The organism is Alteribacillus bidgolensis (assembly GCF_002886255.1).
GTDB lineage: Bacteria > Bacillota > Bacilli > Bacillales > Marinococcaceae > Alteribacillus > Alteribacillus bidgolensis.
Genome location: NZ_KZ614149.1, coordinates 1,090,697 through 1,108,898 on the forward strand (window position 1 = coordinate 1,090,697; position 18,202 = coordinate 1,108,898).

The 18,202-nt window shown below is 39.7% G+C and carries 17 protein-coding genes and 2 pseudogenes; 1 reads left to right on the top strand and 18 read right to left on the bottom strand.

Features of this window, described 5'->3' with window-relative positions; all coding sequences use genetic code 11:
• Nucleotides 1-127: 127 nt before the first annotated feature.
• From frr to CEF16_RS05650, 12 genes and pseudogenes are all read right to left on the bottom strand, one after another.
• Nucleotides 128-685: a ribosome recycling factor gene (gene frr, locus CEF16_RS05595; protein WP_091583083.1), complete on the bottom strand. Its 558-nt coding sequence runs from the start codon at nt 683-685 to the stop codon at nt 128-130.
• Entirely contained in the window at nt 685-1,404 is a 720-nt protein-coding gene (gene pyrH / locus CEF16_RS05600; RefSeq protein ID WP_091583081.1) for a UMP kinase, read from the bottom strand. The genes frr and pyrH overlap by 1 nt, the downstream gene beginning before the upstream one ends.
• A gap of 257 nt (nt 1,405-1,661) precedes the next feature.
• Nucleotides 1,662-2,543, bottom strand: a complete 882-nt coding sequence (tsf, locus tag CEF16_RS05605; protein WP_091583078.1) for a translation elongation factor Ts — start codon at nt 2,541-2,543, stop codon at nt 1,662-1,664.
• 164 nt (nt 2,544-2,707) lie between these two features.
• Nucleotides 2,708-3,463 (bottom strand): 30S ribosomal protein S2, encoded by a 756-nt coding sequence (gene rpsB / locus CEF16_RS05610; protein ID WP_091583075.1) that lies wholly within the window; start codon nt 3,461-3,463, stop codon nt 2,708-2,710.
• Nucleotides 3,464-3,613: 150 nt separating this feature from the next.
• Nucleotides 3,614-4,147 carry a DUF6115 domain-containing protein gene (locus CEF16_RS05615; RefSeq protein ID WP_091583073.1) on the bottom strand — a complete coding sequence of 178 codons (534 nt, stop codon included), beginning with the start codon at nt 4,145-4,147 and terminating at the stop codon, nt 3,614-3,616.
• Nucleotides 4,148-4,494: 347 nt separating this feature from the next.
• The gene (locus CEF16_RS05620; protein ID WP_091583070.1) at nt 4,495-5,400 is read right to left on the bottom strand and encodes a flagellar assembly protein A; all 906 of its coding nucleotides are present in this window, start codon (nt 5,398-5,400) and stop codon (nt 4,495-4,497) included.
• 30 nt (nt 5,401-5,430) lie between these two features.
• Nucleotides 5,431-5,874 carry a flagellar assembly protein A gene (locus CEF16_RS25095; protein WP_091583068.1) on the bottom strand — a complete coding sequence of 148 codons (444 nt, stop codon included), beginning with the start codon at nt 5,872-5,874 and terminating at the stop codon, nt 5,431-5,433.
• Nucleotides 5,875-5,936: 62 nt separating this feature from the next.
• Nucleotides 5,937-6,707, bottom strand: a complete 771-nt coding sequence (locus CEF16_RS05630; protein ID WP_091583065.1) for a FliA/WhiG family RNA polymerase sigma factor — start codon at nt 6,705-6,707, stop codon at nt 5,937-5,939.
• 13 nt (nt 6,708-6,720) lie between these two features.
• Entirely contained in the window at nt 6,721-7,059 is a 339-nt protein-coding gene (locus tag CEF16_RS05635) for a heme biosynthesis protein HemY (RefSeq protein WP_139185921.1), read from the bottom strand.
• On the bottom strand, nt 7,056-7,556 hold the full coding sequence (locus tag CEF16_RS05640; protein ID WP_091583059.1) for a chemotaxis protein CheD: 501 nt from the start codon (nt 7,554-7,556) through the stop codon (nt 7,056-7,058). The genes CEF16_RS05635 and CEF16_RS05640 overlap by 4 nt, the downstream gene beginning before the upstream one ends.
• Nucleotides 7,553-8,189 (bottom strand): annotated as a pseudogene (locus CEF16_RS05645) (chemotaxis protein CheC). Before CEF16_RS05645 ends, CEF16_RS05640 begins: the two are co-directional and overlap by 4 nt.
• Nucleotides 8,190-8,216: 27 nt before the next feature.
• Nucleotides 8,217-9,266: a protein-glutamate methylesterase/protein-glutamine glutaminase gene (locus tag CEF16_RS05650; protein WP_091583057.1), complete on the bottom strand. Its 1,050-nt coding sequence runs from the start codon at nt 9,264-9,266 to the stop codon at nt 8,217-8,219.
• 483 nt (nt 9,267-9,749) lie between these two features.
• On the opposite strand from CEF16_RS05650, the pseudogene CEF16_RS24300 reads away from it, so the two are divergent.
• A pseudogene (locus CEF16_RS24300) lies at nt 9,750-10,048 on the top strand (IS21 family transposase); the annotation flags it as partial.
• Nucleotides 10,049-10,779: 731 nt separating this feature from the next.
• Here the strand turns inward: CEF16_RS24300 and codY are convergent.
• From codY to topA, 6 genes are all read right to left on the bottom strand, one after another.
• Complete coding sequence (gene codY / locus CEF16_RS05665; protein ID WP_091583049.1) at nt 10,780-11,556, bottom strand: GTP-sensing pleiotropic transcriptional regulator CodY; 777 nt, start codon at nt 11,554-11,556, stop codon at nt 10,780-10,782.
• A gap of 23 nt (nt 11,557-11,579) precedes the next feature.
• A complete protein-coding gene (gene hslU / locus CEF16_RS05670) occupies nt 11,580-12,971 on the bottom strand; it encodes an ATP-dependent protease ATPase subunit HslU (RefSeq protein WP_091583046.1) in 1,392 nt (463 codons plus the stop codon).
• Nucleotides 12,972-13,011: 40 nt separating this feature from the next.
• Nucleotides 13,012-13,554, bottom strand: a complete 543-nt coding sequence (gene hslV, locus CEF16_RS05675; RefSeq protein ID WP_091583232.1) for an ATP-dependent protease subunit HslV — start codon at nt 13,552-13,554, stop codon at nt 13,012-13,014.
• A gap of 12 nt (nt 13,555-13,566) precedes the next feature.
• Nucleotides 13,567-14,490 (bottom strand): tyrosine recombinase XerC, encoded by a 924-nt coding sequence (gene xerC / locus CEF16_RS05680; RefSeq protein WP_245917771.1) that lies wholly within the window; start codon nt 14,488-14,490, stop codon nt 13,567-13,569.
• A gap of 67 nt (nt 14,491-14,557) precedes the next feature.
• Nucleotides 14,558-15,862 (bottom strand): FADH(2)-oxidizing methylenetetrahydrofolate--tRNA-(uracil(54)-C(5))-methyltransferase TrmFO, encoded by a 1,305-nt coding sequence (gene trmFO, locus CEF16_RS05685; protein WP_367888731.1) that lies wholly within the window; start codon nt 15,860-15,862, stop codon nt 14,558-14,560.
• 172 nt (nt 15,863-16,034) lie between these two features.
• Nucleotides 16,035-18,107, bottom strand: coding sequence for a type I DNA topoisomerase (gene topA, locus CEF16_RS05690; protein ID WP_091583041.1), 2,073 nt, complete (start codon nt 18,105-18,107; stop codon nt 16,035-16,037).
• Between the last annotated feature and the right edge of the window lie 95 nt (nt 18,108-18,202).

Sequence of the window (18,202 nt, forward strand, 5' to 3'; positions counted from 1 at the left end):
GTATAACGTATATGTAAGTTAAGCATACATCATCTATACTCATTTTTCATTCTTTAACGGTGCAAAAAAACCCTCCTAACTAAGAAGAGGGTTTTATTAGCACGTTCTCATTGTAACGTGATTTGCATTAAACTTCCATAATTTCTTGTTCTTTATTTTCAGCAGCTTTGTCGATTGTATTAATATGTTTATCCGTTACCTTTTGAACTTCATCTTGATGTCTGCGCAGCTCATCTTCCGTAATTTCGCCCTCTTTTTGCTGCTTTTTCAATTCATCATTTGCATCGCGGCGTATATTTCGTACAGCAACCCTGGCATCTTCAGCGTATTTTTTCACCAATTTACTTAATTCTTTTCTTCGCTCCTCTGTTAACGAAGGAATGTTAATGCGGATAACTTCTCCATCGTTATTTGGCGACAGGCCAAGATCTGCTTTTTGTATTCCTTTTTCAACATCTCCAATAGAAGATTTATCGAACGGAGTAACAATAAGAAGTCTTGCTTCTGGTACAGAAATCGTGGCAAGTTGATTCAAAGGTGTTTCTGCTCCATAGTAATTAACCATTACTTTATCAAGCATCGACGGATTTGCCCGTCCCGCTCGAAGCGTTGCCAGTTCTCTGTGAAGAGAATCGACAGATTTGCCCATTTTTTCAGTTGCTTCTTGAATTTTTTCTTTCGCCATTATTCGTTCCCCCTGACCACGGTTCCTATATCTTCTCCAAGAACCGCTTTTTTAATATTTCCTTCTTCCATAATAGAGAAAACAAGCAGCGGAATATTGTTATCCATGCATAGAGTAGAGGCGGTTGAATCCATAACCCCTAACCCGCCGTTTAAGAGATCTAAATATGTTAATTCCTGGTATTTTTTTGCATTTTCATTTACAAATGGATCTGCGTCATATACTCCATCTACTTTGTTTTTAGCCATCAATATAACTTCTGCTTCAATTTCCGCTGCTCTAAGCGCTGCAGTCGTATCGGTCGAAAAGTACGGGTTTCCTGTACCAGCAGCAAAAATAACAACGCGTTTTTTTTCGAGATGACGTATTGCTTTACGGCGTATGTATGGTTCTGCTACCTGTCTCATTTCAATAGAGGTCTGCACTCTCGTTTCAACCTCATTATCCTCTAAGCTGTCTTGCAGAGCTAATGAATTCATCACCGTAGCTAGCATGCCCATGTAATCAGCGGTAGCCCGGTCCATCCCTTTTGAACTGCCTGCCATACCGCGCCAAATATTGCCGCCGCCGACAACTACAGCTACTTCTACATCTAATTTTACAATTTCTTTTATCTGCGAAGCAATGGATTGAATGACATCCGGATCAATTCCATATCCTTGCTGCCCTGCCAAGGCTTCTCCGCTCAATTTCAATACTACCCTATTATATTTTCCCATGTTTAACCCCCGTTTTCCTTAAGTGCAGTGTGCGGCATGGTTAAAGCGTTAAACGTTGGACCGTTTTAATATTTGATTTATCACTTATGAAAAAGAGGGGCTGCCTTTATATACGAAGCAGTCCCTGTTTCTCAAACACAAAGAAGGGGCCGGGGTAGACCTTCTCAATAGAAGAGGGTACCTGGTTTGTACCACCAGACTGCCGATGTAAATCATTTGAGACAGCTACGCCTTTCAGCCCCTGTCAAAGTGTTTTATTATTTTTTCACTTGTGACATTACTTCTTCAGCGAAGTTGTCATCACGTTTTTCCATGCCTTCTCCTACTTCATAACGCACAAATGTTTTGACAGAAGCACCTTTACTTTTCACGTATTTACCAACTTTTTGATCGGAATCTTTTACAAATTCTTGATCAAGCAGGCAAATTTGTTCAAAGTATTTATTGATGCGGCCTTCAACCATTTTTTCTACAATATTTTCTGGTTTGCCTTCATTTAAAGCTTGCTGCTTTAACACTTCACGTTCTTTTTCAGTTTCTTCTGCAGGCACTTCATCGCGGGAAACATAACTTGGGTTGATAGCAGCTACATGCATTGCAATATCTTTTGCCAAGTCTTCATCTGTTGTACCTTCTAAGAGAGTCAGCACGCCAATACGGCCGCCCATGTGCAAGTACGCACCAAATGCTGCATTATCGTCTTTTTGAACAACTTCAAAACGGCGGAGAGAGATTTTTTCACCAATTTTTGCAATCTGGTCATTAATGTATGCTTCTAATGTTGCACCGTTTTCGATTTCTCCGGAGAGAGCAGCTTCTACATCAGCTGGCTCCTTTTCAAGCAAGTAGTCTGCGATATTTTGAACGAGAGTTTGAAAGTTTTCATTTTTTGCAACGAAGTCAGTTTCTGCGTTCACTTCAACAATAACTGCTTTGTTTCCTTCATTTGTAACGTAAGTAAGACCTTCTGCTGCTACACGGTCTGCTTTCTTAGCTGCTTTAGAAATTCCTTTTTCGCGAAGGTAATTTACTGCTTCATCCATATTACCGTCCGTTTCTGTTAACGCTTTTTTGCAGTCCATCATACCTGCACCTGTTTTTTCACGAAGTTCTTTTACCATGCTAGCCGAAATTGCCATGGATTATTCCTCCTCCAAATAGTTTAAAGGTTGTGTTAAGTACATTTTCACTGATTGTATGGCTAATTATGCAAGGAAAAAGGGTGACAAAGGGCATGCCCCTTTTATCACCCTTTATAGTTAAGCATATATCTGCCTGCTAAAGAGCAGGGATGCTGTGAAGATTAGGAAAGGGTTTCTTCTTCTTCCTTCTCTTCTGCTTCGTTTTCTTTTGGCTGTTCAGCAACAGCTTCTTCTGCTCCTTGAGTAGCTTCGATAACAGCGTCTGCCATTTTAGAAGTTAAAAGACGCACAGCACGAATCGCGTCATCATTACCAGGAATTACTTTATTAATTTCATCAGGATCACAGTTAGTGTCCACGATAGAAATGATCGGAATGTTTAATTTATGAGCTTCCGCAACGGCAATACGCTCTTTGCGCGGGTCAATGATAAAAATCGCGTCCGGAAGTTCGTTCATTTCTTTAATACCGCCGAGAAATTTCTCAAGACGATCCATTTCTTTTTTCAAAAGCATAACTTCTTTTTTCGGAAGAACATCAAATGTTCCATCTTCCTGCATTTTTTCAATGTCTTTTAGACGTGCGATACGCTTACGGATTGTTGCAAAGTTTGTAAGAGTTCCGCCGAGCCAGCGCTGGTTGATATAATACATTCCAGAGCGCTGCGCTTCTTCACGCACAGAATCTTGTGCTTGCTTTTTCGTTCCAACAAACAAGATTTTACCGCCGTCTGCTGCGAGATCACGCACATACTTGTACGCTTCTTCTACTTTCTTCACCGTTTTTTGTAAATCAATGATGTAGATGCCGTTTCGCTCTGTAAAGATATAACGGCTCATTTTCGGGTTCCAGCGACGTGTTTGATGTCCAAAGTGAACCCCTGCTTCTAACAGTTGTTTCATGGATATAACAGCCATGTTCTATTCCTCCTTAGGTTTTTTCCTCCGTCTGCTTCATATTTAAGCAAGACCCTGTCAAGGGCACCGTTGCTTAAATCAGTCAGACGTGTGTATTAACACCGTGGATTAATATACCATACGTTTTATAGCAACGCAAGATTGTCAGCACTATTTATGATAAAATTTTAAAAGTAAATCGACTTCTCCTTTTCCCATGTTAAGTTTTTTTGCAATCTCATCTTGCTTATATCCTTGTGAAGCAAGAGACAGAACTTGCGCTTGGGAAGACTGTTCCAACGTATCCTCTGTCTTTTGCTCTGTTAGAGGAGAATAATTTTCAAATGAAGGATCCAAAGGAGAGGAAGCTTGTTCATGGAAAGATTGCTCTTTGTCTTTATATTTTTGTGACTGACCCTCATTCTTTTCCACAGTAGTAAGATGCTCATTCGTATTTGTCGGAAAAACAGCCTGCTCTTGTTTAAGATTGGACGTGCTCCTTTCATCGAATAAATGTTTTAATTCTTCATTTTCTTTTTTTATATCTGCTGTACAGCTTTCCAATAGTTCTTCCAAATCTTCACGCATATCATATAGCTCACGCCGCTCTTCTTTTAATTTTTGCTGTTGTTGATAAAAAAGAATGAACACAAAAAATGTAAGCAAATGGAAAGCCATGCTGATAACAAGTAAAACAATGGTCATTTTTTATTCCTACCCTGTATAATCAATCTTTTTTCCTTTATAAGGATGATCTATCGTTTCGTCTTCTTCATTTTTCCTTTGCTGCTTTGGAAACCCTCTCGGCTCGGCTCGCCGTCTTTTTGTTTTTCAAACTGGTTTTTATTCGTTTTTTGTTTATTAGTAACTTGTGTCTGTTCAATTTTTCTTGTTTAACTGACATCCTGTCCTGAGCCGCTTGAGATCAATGATGAAGCTGCTCTTGAATCTTACCTGCATCTTGTGTCCTTGGAATAGCTACTTGTAACTCAACTGCTTTCCAACTCATTATACCGCCTCCTAATCAGGACTATTACGAACGTATAATGAACCTATACTATTTTTAATGCAACTTCTCCTTCTTCATATAGCATTTTTACCTTCTTGTAAGTCGAATTTATTTTACGGCGGTACTTTCCAAAATGAAAATCCACATTCGGATGCAGTGTACCTTCAACAATTACTAAACCTTTTTCTTCATTATTACACATACCTTGCATTTCTTCTAATTCTTCAGCTGCATCTTTTGCCCGCTCTTTCCAAGACTTCAGTGTATTGCGAGCTCTTAGTTTCATCACTCTTTCTTTAGACGACAGAGGTGTTCCTTGCTTCTCTTTTGCCTCCAAAGCTTTTAACAGCTGCATGATTTTTTGGCTTTCTTCTTTCGCTTCTATTAAAGTATGTTCGTATTGACGCTGCACGTTTAAAAAATGATGTGGAATACCAATGAAAAAAGAAGTGGCCGTATTCATAGGGTTACCAGCTTCTTTTACGTGTATGGAACGAACAGCAGATAAATTCCCCCCTACAACGAGCCCTCTATTTTGCAGACAATAAATGCTTTCTCCTGCCTCACAATTACTATGCATGATAGCTTGTTTGACAGTGATTGTCCCACCTGCTTGTACATTCGCTTCATTTAAATATGTTGTTTCAATATCCTTTCCTGCTTGAATAAATCCTTTATTTTGAGCAGTAACTCCTGAAGAAATATAAATCGAGCCTTCCGCTTCTAAATAGGCACCTTCTACTGTTCCTTGTACTCTTATGTCTCCCTTAGCTTTTACTTCAAAACCTGCTGGAATATGACCGCGGATTTGAACGTTCCCAGTAAAATCAATATTTCCGGTCTTCAAGTCTAGATCGCCGTTAATTTCATACAATGGATAAACATGGATGGTCTTTTTTTGGATACTTACTTGTCCAGATGTTACCGCGTAAAGACTGCTGTCTTCCACTTTCGTGTTTTTCCCGGACGAAGCACAAAATCACGCCCATCTTTTTGCTTCTAACGGCTCATTATCTACTGCTCTTCCATCACTGCCTTTTTCAGCTGCTACTTTTTCACCGACAAGCTCGCCTTGCTCTACCATTGGAATGTCCACGACATTTTTTAAATTGACTGCCCCTTTTGTTTCTTTCATTTCTTGCTGTTTCTCATCCTCTATTGCTGGCTTTATATATGCATGTGCTCCATCTTTAGGAGCGATTCCTATGGCCACTTCTATTGGAAAGTCAACAGAAGACGGATCATTTACCAAAGCGTCGATGTTTTCGTCAAGGACCCCAAAAACGACACCCTCTTCCTTTAAAAAAACATCCCATTCTTCTCGCGTCCAATCAGAAGTTGACTCTAGTGAAGCTGCTGCCAACACATGAGCTGAAAGCTTATCTTCTGAAATCCTCACTTCGAAAAAATCTTGTAAACTCATAGCATCAAGCCTTCTTTGTTACGAAATGAAATACAACATATGACGAAAAACCGATTTTTTACTTAGTTCTCCAAGCGTTTCATCAAAGCCTGTTTTAATCGAAAAAGGGCTTTAGAATGGATTTGAGATATCCGGGAAGTGGAGAGATTCATTATTACTCCTATTTCTGTTAATGTCATTTCTTCTTGATAAAATAACCCAATTACTGACTTTTCCTTTTCCGGTAAGTGCTGAATGACCTCAGCGAGTTCCTGTAATGCTGCCGTTTTTATTAATGTTTCTTCTGGAGACAATACGTCTCTATCTTCTATGGAAGCACTGAACGTTTCTTCTCGTTCCCCTTCTGGTGTTTCTTCATCAATTGATAAGGTATTAGCAAAAAAACTCTCTGATGTAATTTTTCTTACCTCTTCTCCACTCATACTAAGGGCTTTTCCTACTTCTTCTTCCGAAACATAGCGACCATATTTTTGTTCAAGACTTTCCATAGTTTCTTCTATTTTTTTTGCTTTTTCCCTTAAAGATCTTGGCATCCAATCTTCTTGGCGCAGCCCGTCAATAATGGCGCCTCGAATACGAAAAGAAGCATAAGTATCAAATTTTAACTCCCTTGAAAAATCAAATTTTTTCATTGCGTCATATAATCCTGTTAATCCATGGCTGATTAATTCTTCTCTTGCTACATTTTTGGGAAGGTTTGATCCAATTCGCTGAACATGGTAATGAATGAGCGGCATATATGCTTCTACCAATTGATCGGCAGCATTCTCATCGCCGTGTCTTATCCATTTATCCCATATCTCTTGATGAGCATGCGTAGTCGAACGTGCCATAAAGAGCCTCCTTTCATTCGTTCAGCTTTTCTTTCATAAATCGAGACGCCAATTCTATTTCTTCTTCTGACAAAGAATCCTCATTTTCTTGTTTTTCTTCAGACTCCCTGCCTTTTTGTTCAACAGAATCCCCTTGTGCTTCAATGTGATCATCATCTTCTATTGGGGCCGCTTGTATTTTACGCAGCATCCAGCGAAACAAAAAAGCAGTTACGAAGATAATGAGACTAAAAAGTCCTGCTCTCATCAACGAAGTCGTTAATAGATTTACTCTCCATGATAAAAAAAAGAAAACAATAAAACCTATAAGTGCAGCAAAAACATTTGTTTTCCAAGAATCAAATTTCATCAAATCACGGCCTCTCCTTGATTAACCGTACGAATGTGAAGCGTGCTAAACTCTGGGTCAAATTCAATTGTTCTTCCTTTGTTCCCGCCAATATCTTCTGCTGTCACAGGTATATGATATTTTCGTAATATATTTTTTACAGCCTCTGCATTTCTCGGACCGATTTTCATGATGTCATTTGCTGAAGAAAAAGAGAACATTTGGGCACCTCCTGCTATTTTTGCTTTCATATTCTGGATGGAACACCCCTTTGTTAGCAATACAGCTACGACATCCTCTATAGCTGTATCTGCAAATTTAGCCCGGTTGATTTGTTTGTGCCTTGCCATCGTAGAATCTGGGAGCATAATATGGGCTAAAACAGCTTTCTTTCTCCATTGATCGTAAACAACTACACCTACACAAGAGCCAAGTCCGGAAGTGCGTATTGTATTTGGTGATTCTATTAGCTTCCATTCAGCCATTCCTACTTTTATTACCTTTTTATGGTCGATTTTCATGGCAGCTCTACCCCTAAGGCTTCAAAAATTTTTATAAACGCATCAGGATCAGGAAACAGAAAAAATTGACCAGTGGCTGCCGACGACAAGTTTCCTTCGTTTTCTTCCATAATCGTATCGATCACAATTGCATAATCACCTGCTTGAGAAATTTCTATCAACCCTGAACTCATCACAGCTCCTGCCATGTCTACAGCCAATGACGGGACAGAAGGCTGCATATTAATCGATGTAAAATCAGATAATGCAGACAAGTACGAACCAGCTAATATGTTTCCTAATTCTTGCAGGGCAGAACCCGCCAACTCATCAAATGTTCCTTCTGCGATATCTACCTTCTTACCCGTTAGATAATAGGATAACTCTTCTGCTTCTTCTTTTTGCAGAATAAGAAATATGCTGCCAGGTGCTTCTCCTGTGATACGAAGAAATGTGGCCGCAACTATCGTTTCTTCCCCGCCTGCTAACACCTTGCAGTTCCTGAAAACCAGCAATACGAACAGAAGGCACTTTCATATCTATTTTTTTATTCAACAGTTGTGATAAAGACGTTGCTGCATTACCAGCTCCAATGTTTCCTGCCTCTTTTAGTACATCTAAATGAAAGGGTTTAATTTGCTGAATAACTTCCATTTTCTTATTCCCGCCTTTACACAAAATTCAAGTCCTGCAAAATTGTTGGTTTAAAAAAGGGGCTATTTCGTCAAGATCTAGATTGTAGTCAGTCTCAGCTGTGTTGGCTGCTGCTTTAGGCATTCCGTAAACAACAGCTGTTTTTTTCGATTCTGCCACTGCGAGACAGCTTTGGTTCTTTTTGATTTCAAGTAAGCCTTTTGCACCGTCACTTCCCATTCCTGTCATGATTAACGCAGCTGTATGATACTCTTTTAATTCAGCTAGTGAGGAAAAAAGTACATCTACCGAAGGCCGATGACCATTTAACGGTGGAGCGTTTGTCACTTCATTAACAAGAGACATCCCCATTTTTCTCACTTTTAAATGTTTTCCTCCTGGGGCTATGTATGCTGTTCCTTTTTTAGCTACTTCTCCATCTACTGCTTCTTTAATGGAAATACTGCTTAAATGATCCAGGCGTTTAGCTAATGACTCCGTAAATGCTGGCGGCATATGCTGTACTATAAATATAGGTGCTGGGAAATTTCTTTCTAAACACGGCAATACGTTCTGAAGAGCTTTTGGTCCTCCGGTTGAGGTACCAATAGCCAAAATTTTCTTTTCCTCTATCTTGTGAGGAAGTGTCTTTTTTGCTGGCAACCTCCCTGGAATAGTCTTTTTATTTAAATGAGCGCTCATATTTACCTTTGCAGCAGCTTCGATCTTAAAAATTAAATCTTCTTTTATAAGGTGTAAATCTAAAGAAATAGCTCCAGAAGGTTTCCCAACAAAATCGACAGCTCCTTCTTCCATTGCCTGCATGGTCTGTTCGGCCCCCTCTTGGGTTAAAGAACTAACCATAATTACCGGACAAGGGTGATCGTTCATTATATGGGTTAATGCTTCTAAGCCCCCCATTTCAGGCATCTCTATATCCAAGGTTACAACGTCGTACTTGTGTTTTGTTAATTTTTGCAGGGCATCTTTGCCGTTTCTTGCTGTGTCGTTTGCTTTCATGCCAGGGTGTTCATTAATAAAATCAGATATGAGTTTGCGCATAAATGCTGAATCATCTACCACCAATACATTAATCATTCCTAGACCCCCTCCATCATACCCGTATTTTGTATGCATTTTAAGCAAATGTTTCCTTTATATTCAAAAATTTAGCCATTACTACCCATAAAACTATTGTACTATTAAACATTTAAATATTTATTAGATTTCACACACGTGATGAAAGTCTCATTCATTTAGTTCACTATATATAACCCAATCTGCTCTGGTTGTTCACTAAATATAACTTATATACCATGAAATTTCTTGTAATGTTCACAAAAATTTTAATAGGTCTTTTTTCCTATCATTTTCTATTCTTTCAAAATGGATACATTTTGCTCTCTACCCTGTCTTTAAAACTAAACACGAATTATATTTTTAGCATTACCGACATTATTTTTATTTTTTTCAAATAGAAAAACTCGGCTTACTGCCTATTCCTTATCGCTGAGGCCGTAGTTTTTCTTTAACAAAGTTAAACTTTCCAAAAGTACAATCGAGTAGGAGGGGATGACTAATGGACACGTAGGAAAGTATATGAAAGCAAAAGTAGGTGCCGAGAAAATTAAATTATTTATGGAAGGAGAACTGGTCACAGAGCATCCGCGTAATTGGGGCGTACACTAATGGGAAATGAATATTTATCATTATTTAAAAACATTCCAAAAGAAAAAAGGTCCGTAGCTCAAAGTGAATGTTTGAAGCAGATACCAACAAAAATTAAAAATTTATACAACGATTTTTATATAGGAAAAGAGAAAGAATTCATAGAGTTACTCCTCTATATTAAAGAAAAGAATGGGAAGGACCAAATCATGTAAGGAGAATAACCACCTTTGCTTACGCATCCTTGATGAAGCAGAAACATGAAAACCTTCCTAACGGAGGAAGCGGTGAATCCCGCGGGGGACGTTAGAAGGGTGGAGAGACGATGCCACACAAGAAGAACGGTTATTCACGAGGGAGTCGATAGCATGTTGGAGAGAATCTTGAATGATCAGAATCTACATCAGGCACTGGAAAGAGTGGAGAGAAACAAAGGAAGCCATGGCATAGATGGCATGCCTGTAAAATCCCTGCGAGAGCATCTTCTATCGGAATGGCCTACCCTTAACTGCCCTCATTACACGATCAAAGTTTGTCTTTCCGGAAAGGCAGGTACTACGACCTCGGCTGACTTCTGATCGTTCAGCGACCTCTCATGAAGCCGGTTACCGTAAGTGTACGGCATATTTCGATCAGACCTCCCCGGTTAAGCGCACAAACTTCCTCTCCATGTACCCGCCTCATTTACAGCCCTTCCCTTTGATCGTAAGGAATTCGGCTTGTTTTACAGCCTCGGCCTTGTATGAGATTCGTGTTCCTCGGGTCGGAGATTTGCCTCCAGCTTCCTTCAGATTCCATTTCGCAATGGACACCCTTGCCTTCAGCTAACGGCTACTACGACCTTCGCCGTTCAGGACTTGAACCTTAAAGCGTGTACGCATGCCAGGCACACAAAAAAACAGAGAAAGAATTTATCTTTCCCTGTTCTTCAACACTTTAGTTTTTACGTTTTTACTTTTTCAAGTTCATACAGGAATTTATTATTAAGTACTTTAATGTATGTTCCTTTCATACCTAGTGAACGAGATTCAATTACTCCTGCACTTTCTAACTTTCTTAGGGCGTTTACGATAACGGATCTAGTAATGCCGACGCGGTCAGCGATTTTACTAGCTACCAGCAGACCTTCGTTTCCTTCTAGCTCTTCAAATATATGTTCTACCGCTTCTAGTTCACTGTAAGACAGCGAGCTGATAGCCATTTGAACAACTGCTTTGCTTCTTGCTTCCTCTTCAATTTCTTGTGTTTTTTCATGTAGAATTTCCATACCGACAACCGTAGCACCATATTCGGCTAGAATGAGGTCATCGTTATCAAATGAATCATTTAACCTGGCAAGGACGAGTGTCCCAAGACGCTGCCCGCCGCCGATGATCGGTACAACGGTTGTAAGCCCGGAACTGAACAGTTCTTTGCTTTCGACAGGGAAAGCAGTGTATTCACTTTCAATTCCTAGGTTAGGTGAAGTCTCTTCAATCTTAAATAAACCCGATGTGTATTCTTCAGGAAATTGTCTTTCTTCAAGCATTTTTTTCATTCGATCATTTTCAATTTCTTGTTTGATGGCATAACCTAATAACTTCCCACGGCGGCTGACGACAAATACATTTGCCGTGATTATATCCCGCAGTGTTTCTGCCATATCTTTGAAGTTCACATGATCCCCAGCAGTTTTTTGAAGCATGTCATTGATTTTTCGGCTTTTTGATAATAAATCCATTTTAATGTCTCCTCCTGTTTTCCTTATAAAATATATCGACTCATGTCACGATTTTTTGCAATGGTTGCTAATTTTTCTTCCACATATTCTGGAGTAATCGTTATTTTTTCCATCGTAATATCGGGTGCTTCAAATGAAAGATCTTCAAGCAGTCGTTCTAACAATGTGTGAAGCCTTCTAGCCCCTATATTTTCAGTATGCTGATTGACATCTTCAGCAATTTCTGCGATTTTATGCACAGCATCGTCAGAAAATTCCACATTTATACCTTCAGTTTGCAATAAAGCTTGATATTGTTTCAATAAAGCCTGGTCTGGCTCTCTTAAAATCTTCTTAAAGTCTGCAGGACCGAGACTATTCAGCTCAACTCTTATCGGAAACCTGCCTTGCAGTTCTGGAATTAAATCAGAAGGTTTAGACATGTGAAACGCTCCAGCGGCGATAAATAAAATGTGATCTGTTTTTACAGGACCGTGTTTTGTAGTAATGGTAGAGCCTTCCACAATCGGAAGAATATCACGCTGTACCCCTTCTCTAGAAACATCTGCACTGCTTTGCTGCTGTTTGCCGGTCACTTTATCAATCTCATCTATAAAAATAATACCCAGCTGCTCGGCTTTTGAAACAGCCAGTTGTCCCACTTCGTCCATGTCTATTAATTTTTGGGCTTCTTGTTCAGTGAGAATTTTTCTTGCATCTTTCACTGGCAGTCTCCGCTTTTTCTTCTTTTTAGGCATCATACTGCCCAGCATTTCCTGCATATTCATCCCCATTTGTTCCATTCCAGAACCCTGGAACATATCCATCATATTAGCAGCTTGTTCTTCCACTTCAATAGTCACCATATGGTCCTCAAGCTCTCCGAGGGCGAGCTGATGTTCCATCTGCCTGCGTTTTTGAGCAAGATTCTGGTCTTCTTGTGGCTGATCTTCTTCATCGTTATTTTGCTGCTGAAAAATCATTTCAAATGGGTTTTTATAATTTTGCTGTTTCTTCCTTTCCGGAACGAGCAGCTTAACAAGTTTTTTGTTTGCTTCTGTTTCAGCTTCTTTTTGGACTTCCTGCATTTTTTCCTCTTTTACAAGGCGAACGGATGTATCAACTAAATCGCGCACCATAGACTCCACATCGCGGCCTACATATCCGACTTCTGTAAACTTTGTTGCTTCCACCTTTGTAAATGGAGCCCCAGTTAATTTTGCGAGACGTCTTGCAATCTCTGTTTTTCCGACTCCAGTGGGCCCTATCATTAAAATATTTTTAGGAGTGATTTCCTCTCTTAGGTTTTCGCTTAATTTACTCCTGCGGTACCGATTACGAAGTGCGACAGCTACAGACCTTTTTGCTTCCTTTTGGCCAATGATATATTGATCAAGTTTCTCTACTATTTGTTTCGGCGTAAGCGGGGTTTCCATTTAGTTGCAATCCCCTTTCTTTTCAAAAAAATTTTTAACGTTATTCCGAAAGCTCTTCCACAACGAGCTGATCATTTGTGTATACACAAATATCGCCCGCAGTTTTTAACGAAGCTTCTGCTATTTCTTTTGCTTCTAAGTGGGCGGCATGCTGTTTAAGCGCTCTGCCAGCAGCAAGTGCATAATTTCCTCCGGAGCCAATCGCAATAATCCCGTCATCCGGTTCAATTACTTCCCCTGTACCAGCCACTAATAGTAAGCTGTTCTTATCCATAACGACCAGCATTGCTTCTAGTCTGCGCAGCATTTTATCACTTCGCCACTCTTTTGCAAGTTCAACCGCTGCTCTTTGTAAATTGCCATTCCATTGTTCGAGTTTCCCTTCGAACATATCAAACAATGTAAAGGCATCTGCTACTGAACCAGCAAATCCAGCTAGCACTTGATTGTTATAAATTTTTCTGACCTTTTTTGCTGTGTGCTTCATAACAACCGCCTGCCCAAACGTGACCTGACCATCGCCTGCCATTGCTCCTTTGCCGTTATGTCGTACCGCAAATATTGTTGTTGCGTGAAAGGACATATCCAATTGTCATCAACCTTTCTTACGTGCCCGAGGATGGGCACTTTCATACACACTTTTTAAACGGTCTTTCGTTACATGAGTATATATTTGGGTGGTTGATAAATGTTCATGACCTAGTAAATCCTGTACGGTCCGCATATCCGCCCCGTTGTTTAACAGATGGGTGGCAAACGTATGCCGCAGATCATGCGGAGAAATATTAAGCGTTTGTGATACAGCTTTCACCCTCTTATTTACTACATAACAAACTCCTCTTTCCGTTAGAGGAGCGCCGTTATTATTCAAAAACAACGCTTCGGCCGGTTCTCCTTTATTCTTTTGTGAAAGTCTTTTTCTAGCATGTTTTTTATAATAAGCTATTGCTTCTAGAGCAAAGCTGCCGACTATCACGAAGCGTTCTTTTCTTCCTTTTCCTTTTACAAGTAATGTGGCTAAATCTTCATCTACATCATCTACTCGAACGCGGCAGCATTCACTAACGCGTATCCCAGTAGCATAAAAGAGCTCAAAAATAGCTAGATCTCGTTGATCGAGATCTTTCGTTATATCAAAGGAATGAAACAATTTGGTCAATTCATCTTCGTACAAAAAACGCGGCAGTTTCCTCTCTTTTTTCGGCAAACTAGAGGACAAAAAAGCATTGTTTTCTACATAGCCTTCTCTTTTTAAAAACTTGTAAAACGTGCGAAGAGCAGATATTTTTCTTGCTACGGTGGCCCGATCGTATTTTTTGTTATATAAATGGCTGAAATAAACCCGGGCAATGCGTGCATCTGCCTCAATCGGACTTGTTAATCCCTCTGTGTGTAAAAACTCATGGAAATCTGTTAAATCTCTTTCGTATGCCTTCAAAGTTAAATCAGAGACACTTTTCTCCACTTGAAGGAATTTTTTAAAACCGTTTAAGTAATACGAAAACATTTTTTCAGCCATTTACTCACCCTTTACACAAAAGCTATTAAATTTTATCATAGTCGTTCATAGCAGGCAAGGGAATTGATTATTTTTTCATAAAATTCTGAATGGACCCAAGTGCTCGTTCTGCTAATTGTTCATTTCGTTCTTTTTTATTTTTGATTTTTTTTGAAAGAGGCGGCAGCAAGCCAAAATTAGCATTCATAGGTTGAAAGTTATTTGGATTTGCTGTGGTTATATACTGGGCAAGTGCTCCAATCACTGCATCCTCAGGAAGCACCTCAGGGCTTTTATCTTCATTTAAAAGAGCAGCATTTCTTCCAGCAATCAGCCCTGCCGCTGCAGACTCCACATACCCTTCTACTCCTGTAATCTGTCCAGCAAAAAACAAATCCTCTCTTTTTTTGAACTGATATGTCGGATGGAGAAGATTAGGCGAATTGATAAACGTATTCCGGTGCATAACCCCATATCTTACAATCTCTGCGTTTTCCAACCCAGGTATCATTCGAACCACCTCTTTTTGAGGCCCCCATTTTAAGTGCGTTTGAAAACCGACTATATTATAGAGGGTGCCAGCCTGGTTATCCTGCCGAAGTTGAACAACAGCATAAGGCCTTTCTCCTGTTTCAGGATGCTCAAGCCCAACTGGTTTCATCGGGCCAAACAACAACGTTTTTTTTCCTCTTGCCGCCATTACTTCAACAGGCATACACCCTTCAAAAAAGATTTCTTTCTCAAATTCCTTTAACGGCACGGTTTCTGCTGTCGTTAATGCCTCATAAAACCGATTAAATTCTTCTTCGGTCATCGGACAGTTAATATAAGCAGCCTCCCCTTTATCATAACGGGATTTTACATAGGCTCTATTCATATCGATGCTGTCGGTTTCTATTATCGGTGCTGCTGCATCATAAAAATAAAGATAATCTTCGCCGCTTAATGCTTTAATGTTTTTGGACAGCCCTTCTGTTGTGAGGGGGCCAGTTGCAATGATGGTCAGTCCTTCTGGAATTTCGTTGATTTCTTCTTGGTAAACATTAACATTTTCATGACCTTTTACACGTTCCGTTACATTGGCTGCAAATTCGTGACGGTCTACTGCAAGCGCCCCTCCAGCAGGAACAGAACACTCATCAGCAGCTCGGATAATAACGGAATCAAGTATACGCATTTCTTCTTTTAGAACTCCAACCGCATTGGTTAAACTGTTCCCTCTTAACGAATTGCTGCATACAAGCTCAGCAAATTTATCAGTATGATGTGCTGGTGTCTGTTTGTTTGGCCTCATTTCATAAAGGTTTACTTGCACTCCTCTTTTTGCAAGCTGCCAGGCAGCTTCACTACCAGCTAGTCCTGCTCCTATAACATTTACTTTCTGTTTATCTATACCCATACGTACATTCTCTCCTTTTTGGTTCATACCTAAGCAAAACTTAGCAAACTGCCAAATCATTATAGCATTGTGGTGATATTCTGCTGACCGGCTCCTCTTAAGGTCTTAACAGCGAGACATAGGAAAACCCCCTTTTTTAAAAGGGGATCTTTCCGTTTTTATATTGTTAATTTGGTTCTTCTTTATAATCACATTCGCTGCATTGAACGGTTACGCCTTTTTTCGTTTTCTTTTCAACTAACAAAGATTCGCATTTTGGGCAAGGTCTTGCTATTGGTTTGTCCCAGGAAACAAAGTCGCATTCCGGATAGCGGTCGCAGCCAAAAAACTTTCGCTGCTTTTTGCTTTTTCTCTCGACAATATTTCCTTCTTTACATTTTGGACATTTTACCCCGATTTCTTTAACAATAGCCTTTGTATTGCGGCAGTCTGGAAAATTAGAACAGGCCATAAATTTACCATACCGGCCCATTTTATACACCATAGGATGTCCGCATTTTTCACAATCCTCACCGGCGGGTTCATCACGAATCTCAACTTCTTTCATTTCTTCTTCGGCAACTTTCAGCCGTTTTTCAAATCCATGATAAAACTCATCAATGATCTGAATCCAATTCTGACGTCCTTCTTCAATATAGTCAAGGTCATTTTCCATTTTTGCCGTAAATTCTACGTCTAATATTTCCGGGAAAAATTCAACGATTAGCTCAAGCACTATTTCACCGAGTTCAGTAGGAACAAACCGTTTATCTTCTAACGCTACATAATTTCTGCGCTGAATTGTATCGAGTGTCGGCGCATAAGTAGAAGGCCGGCCAATCCCCATTTCTTCCATTGTTTTTACTAGACGTGCTTCTGTATAGCGTGGAGGCGGCTGAGTAAAATGCTGGTTTTCATTTAACTCTTCTTTGTTGACCGTTTCCTCTTCCTTCAAATCAGGAAGAAATTTATCCTGTTCTTGTTTGCCATCATCTCTGCCTTCGATATATACCTTCATAAAACCTGGAAACTTTAGTTTGGATCCGTTTGCACGAAAGGTTACTCCGCCGTTTTCCAAATCTACAGACATCGTATCCATGATGGCAGGTGCCATTTCACTTGCAACGAGACGTTCCCAAATAAGTTTATAAAGCCTGTATTGATCACGACTTAAATATTGTTTAATGGTCTTTGGGTCTTTTTCTACTGTAGTTGGTCGAATTGCTTCATGAGCGTCCTGTGCATTATTGCTGTTTTTTGTTTCTCTTTTGCCTTTTCTCGTATATTCACTGCCATATTTTTCTTCAATGTAAGCCTTTGCGCCTTCTTTTGCAGTATTAGAAATACGAGTGGAATCGGTTCTCATATAGGTAATTAAACCGACCGTTCCTTCCTTGCCAATATCAATCCCTTCATATAGCTGCTGGGCAATCATCATCGTTTTTTTCGCTCGAAAGTTTAATTTCCGGGCAGCTTCCTGCTGCAGGGAAGACGTGGTGAACGGCTGGACAGGGTTTCGTTTCCGTTCTTTTTTAGTAACTTTTTGTATCGTAAAATCGCTGCCTTTTAAACGAGATAGGACCTCATCTACTTCTTCTTTAGAACGAAGGTCTTTCTTTTTTCCGTCGATTCCATAAAATTTGGCTTCAAATTGATCTTTTCCTCGTGTAAAAGTGCCCTCAATACTCCAGTATTCTTCTGGCACAAAGTTTTTAATTTCTTTTTCACGGTCTATAATCATCTTTACCGCAATCGATTGAACACGCCCGGCACTGAGACCTTTTTTGACTTTTTTCCATAATAACGGGCTGATATTATACCCTACAAGCCGGTCTAAAACGCGTCGTGCCTGCTGCGCATCAACTAAATCCATATTAATAGGTCTAGGGTCTTTAAAAGCGTCTTTAATGGCACTTTTCGTAATTTCGTTAAAAACGACCCTGCATTTTGAATGCTCATCAATTCCAAGGCTGTATGCTAAATGCCAGGCAATAGCTTCTCCTTCTCTATCAGGGTCGGCTGCGAGGTAAATTTTCTTTACTTTTTTCGCAGCTGCTTTTAACTCTTTTAAGACAGGACCTTTACCTCGAATCGTTATATATTTAAGGTCATAATTATGCTCTGTATCTACTCCCATTTGACTTTTCGGCAAATCCCGAACGTGACCCATGGAAGCTTTGACAGTATACTTCTTCCCAAGATACTTACCGATCGTTTTTGCTTTAGCGGGAGATTCAACGATTACTAAATAATCTGCCATATCTCTTGTTTCCTCCCCCTTTTTTATTCTTAGAATTCTACATATTATCATTCAGTTTAAGGTACTTTGTCAAATTGTATACATCATAATATTAA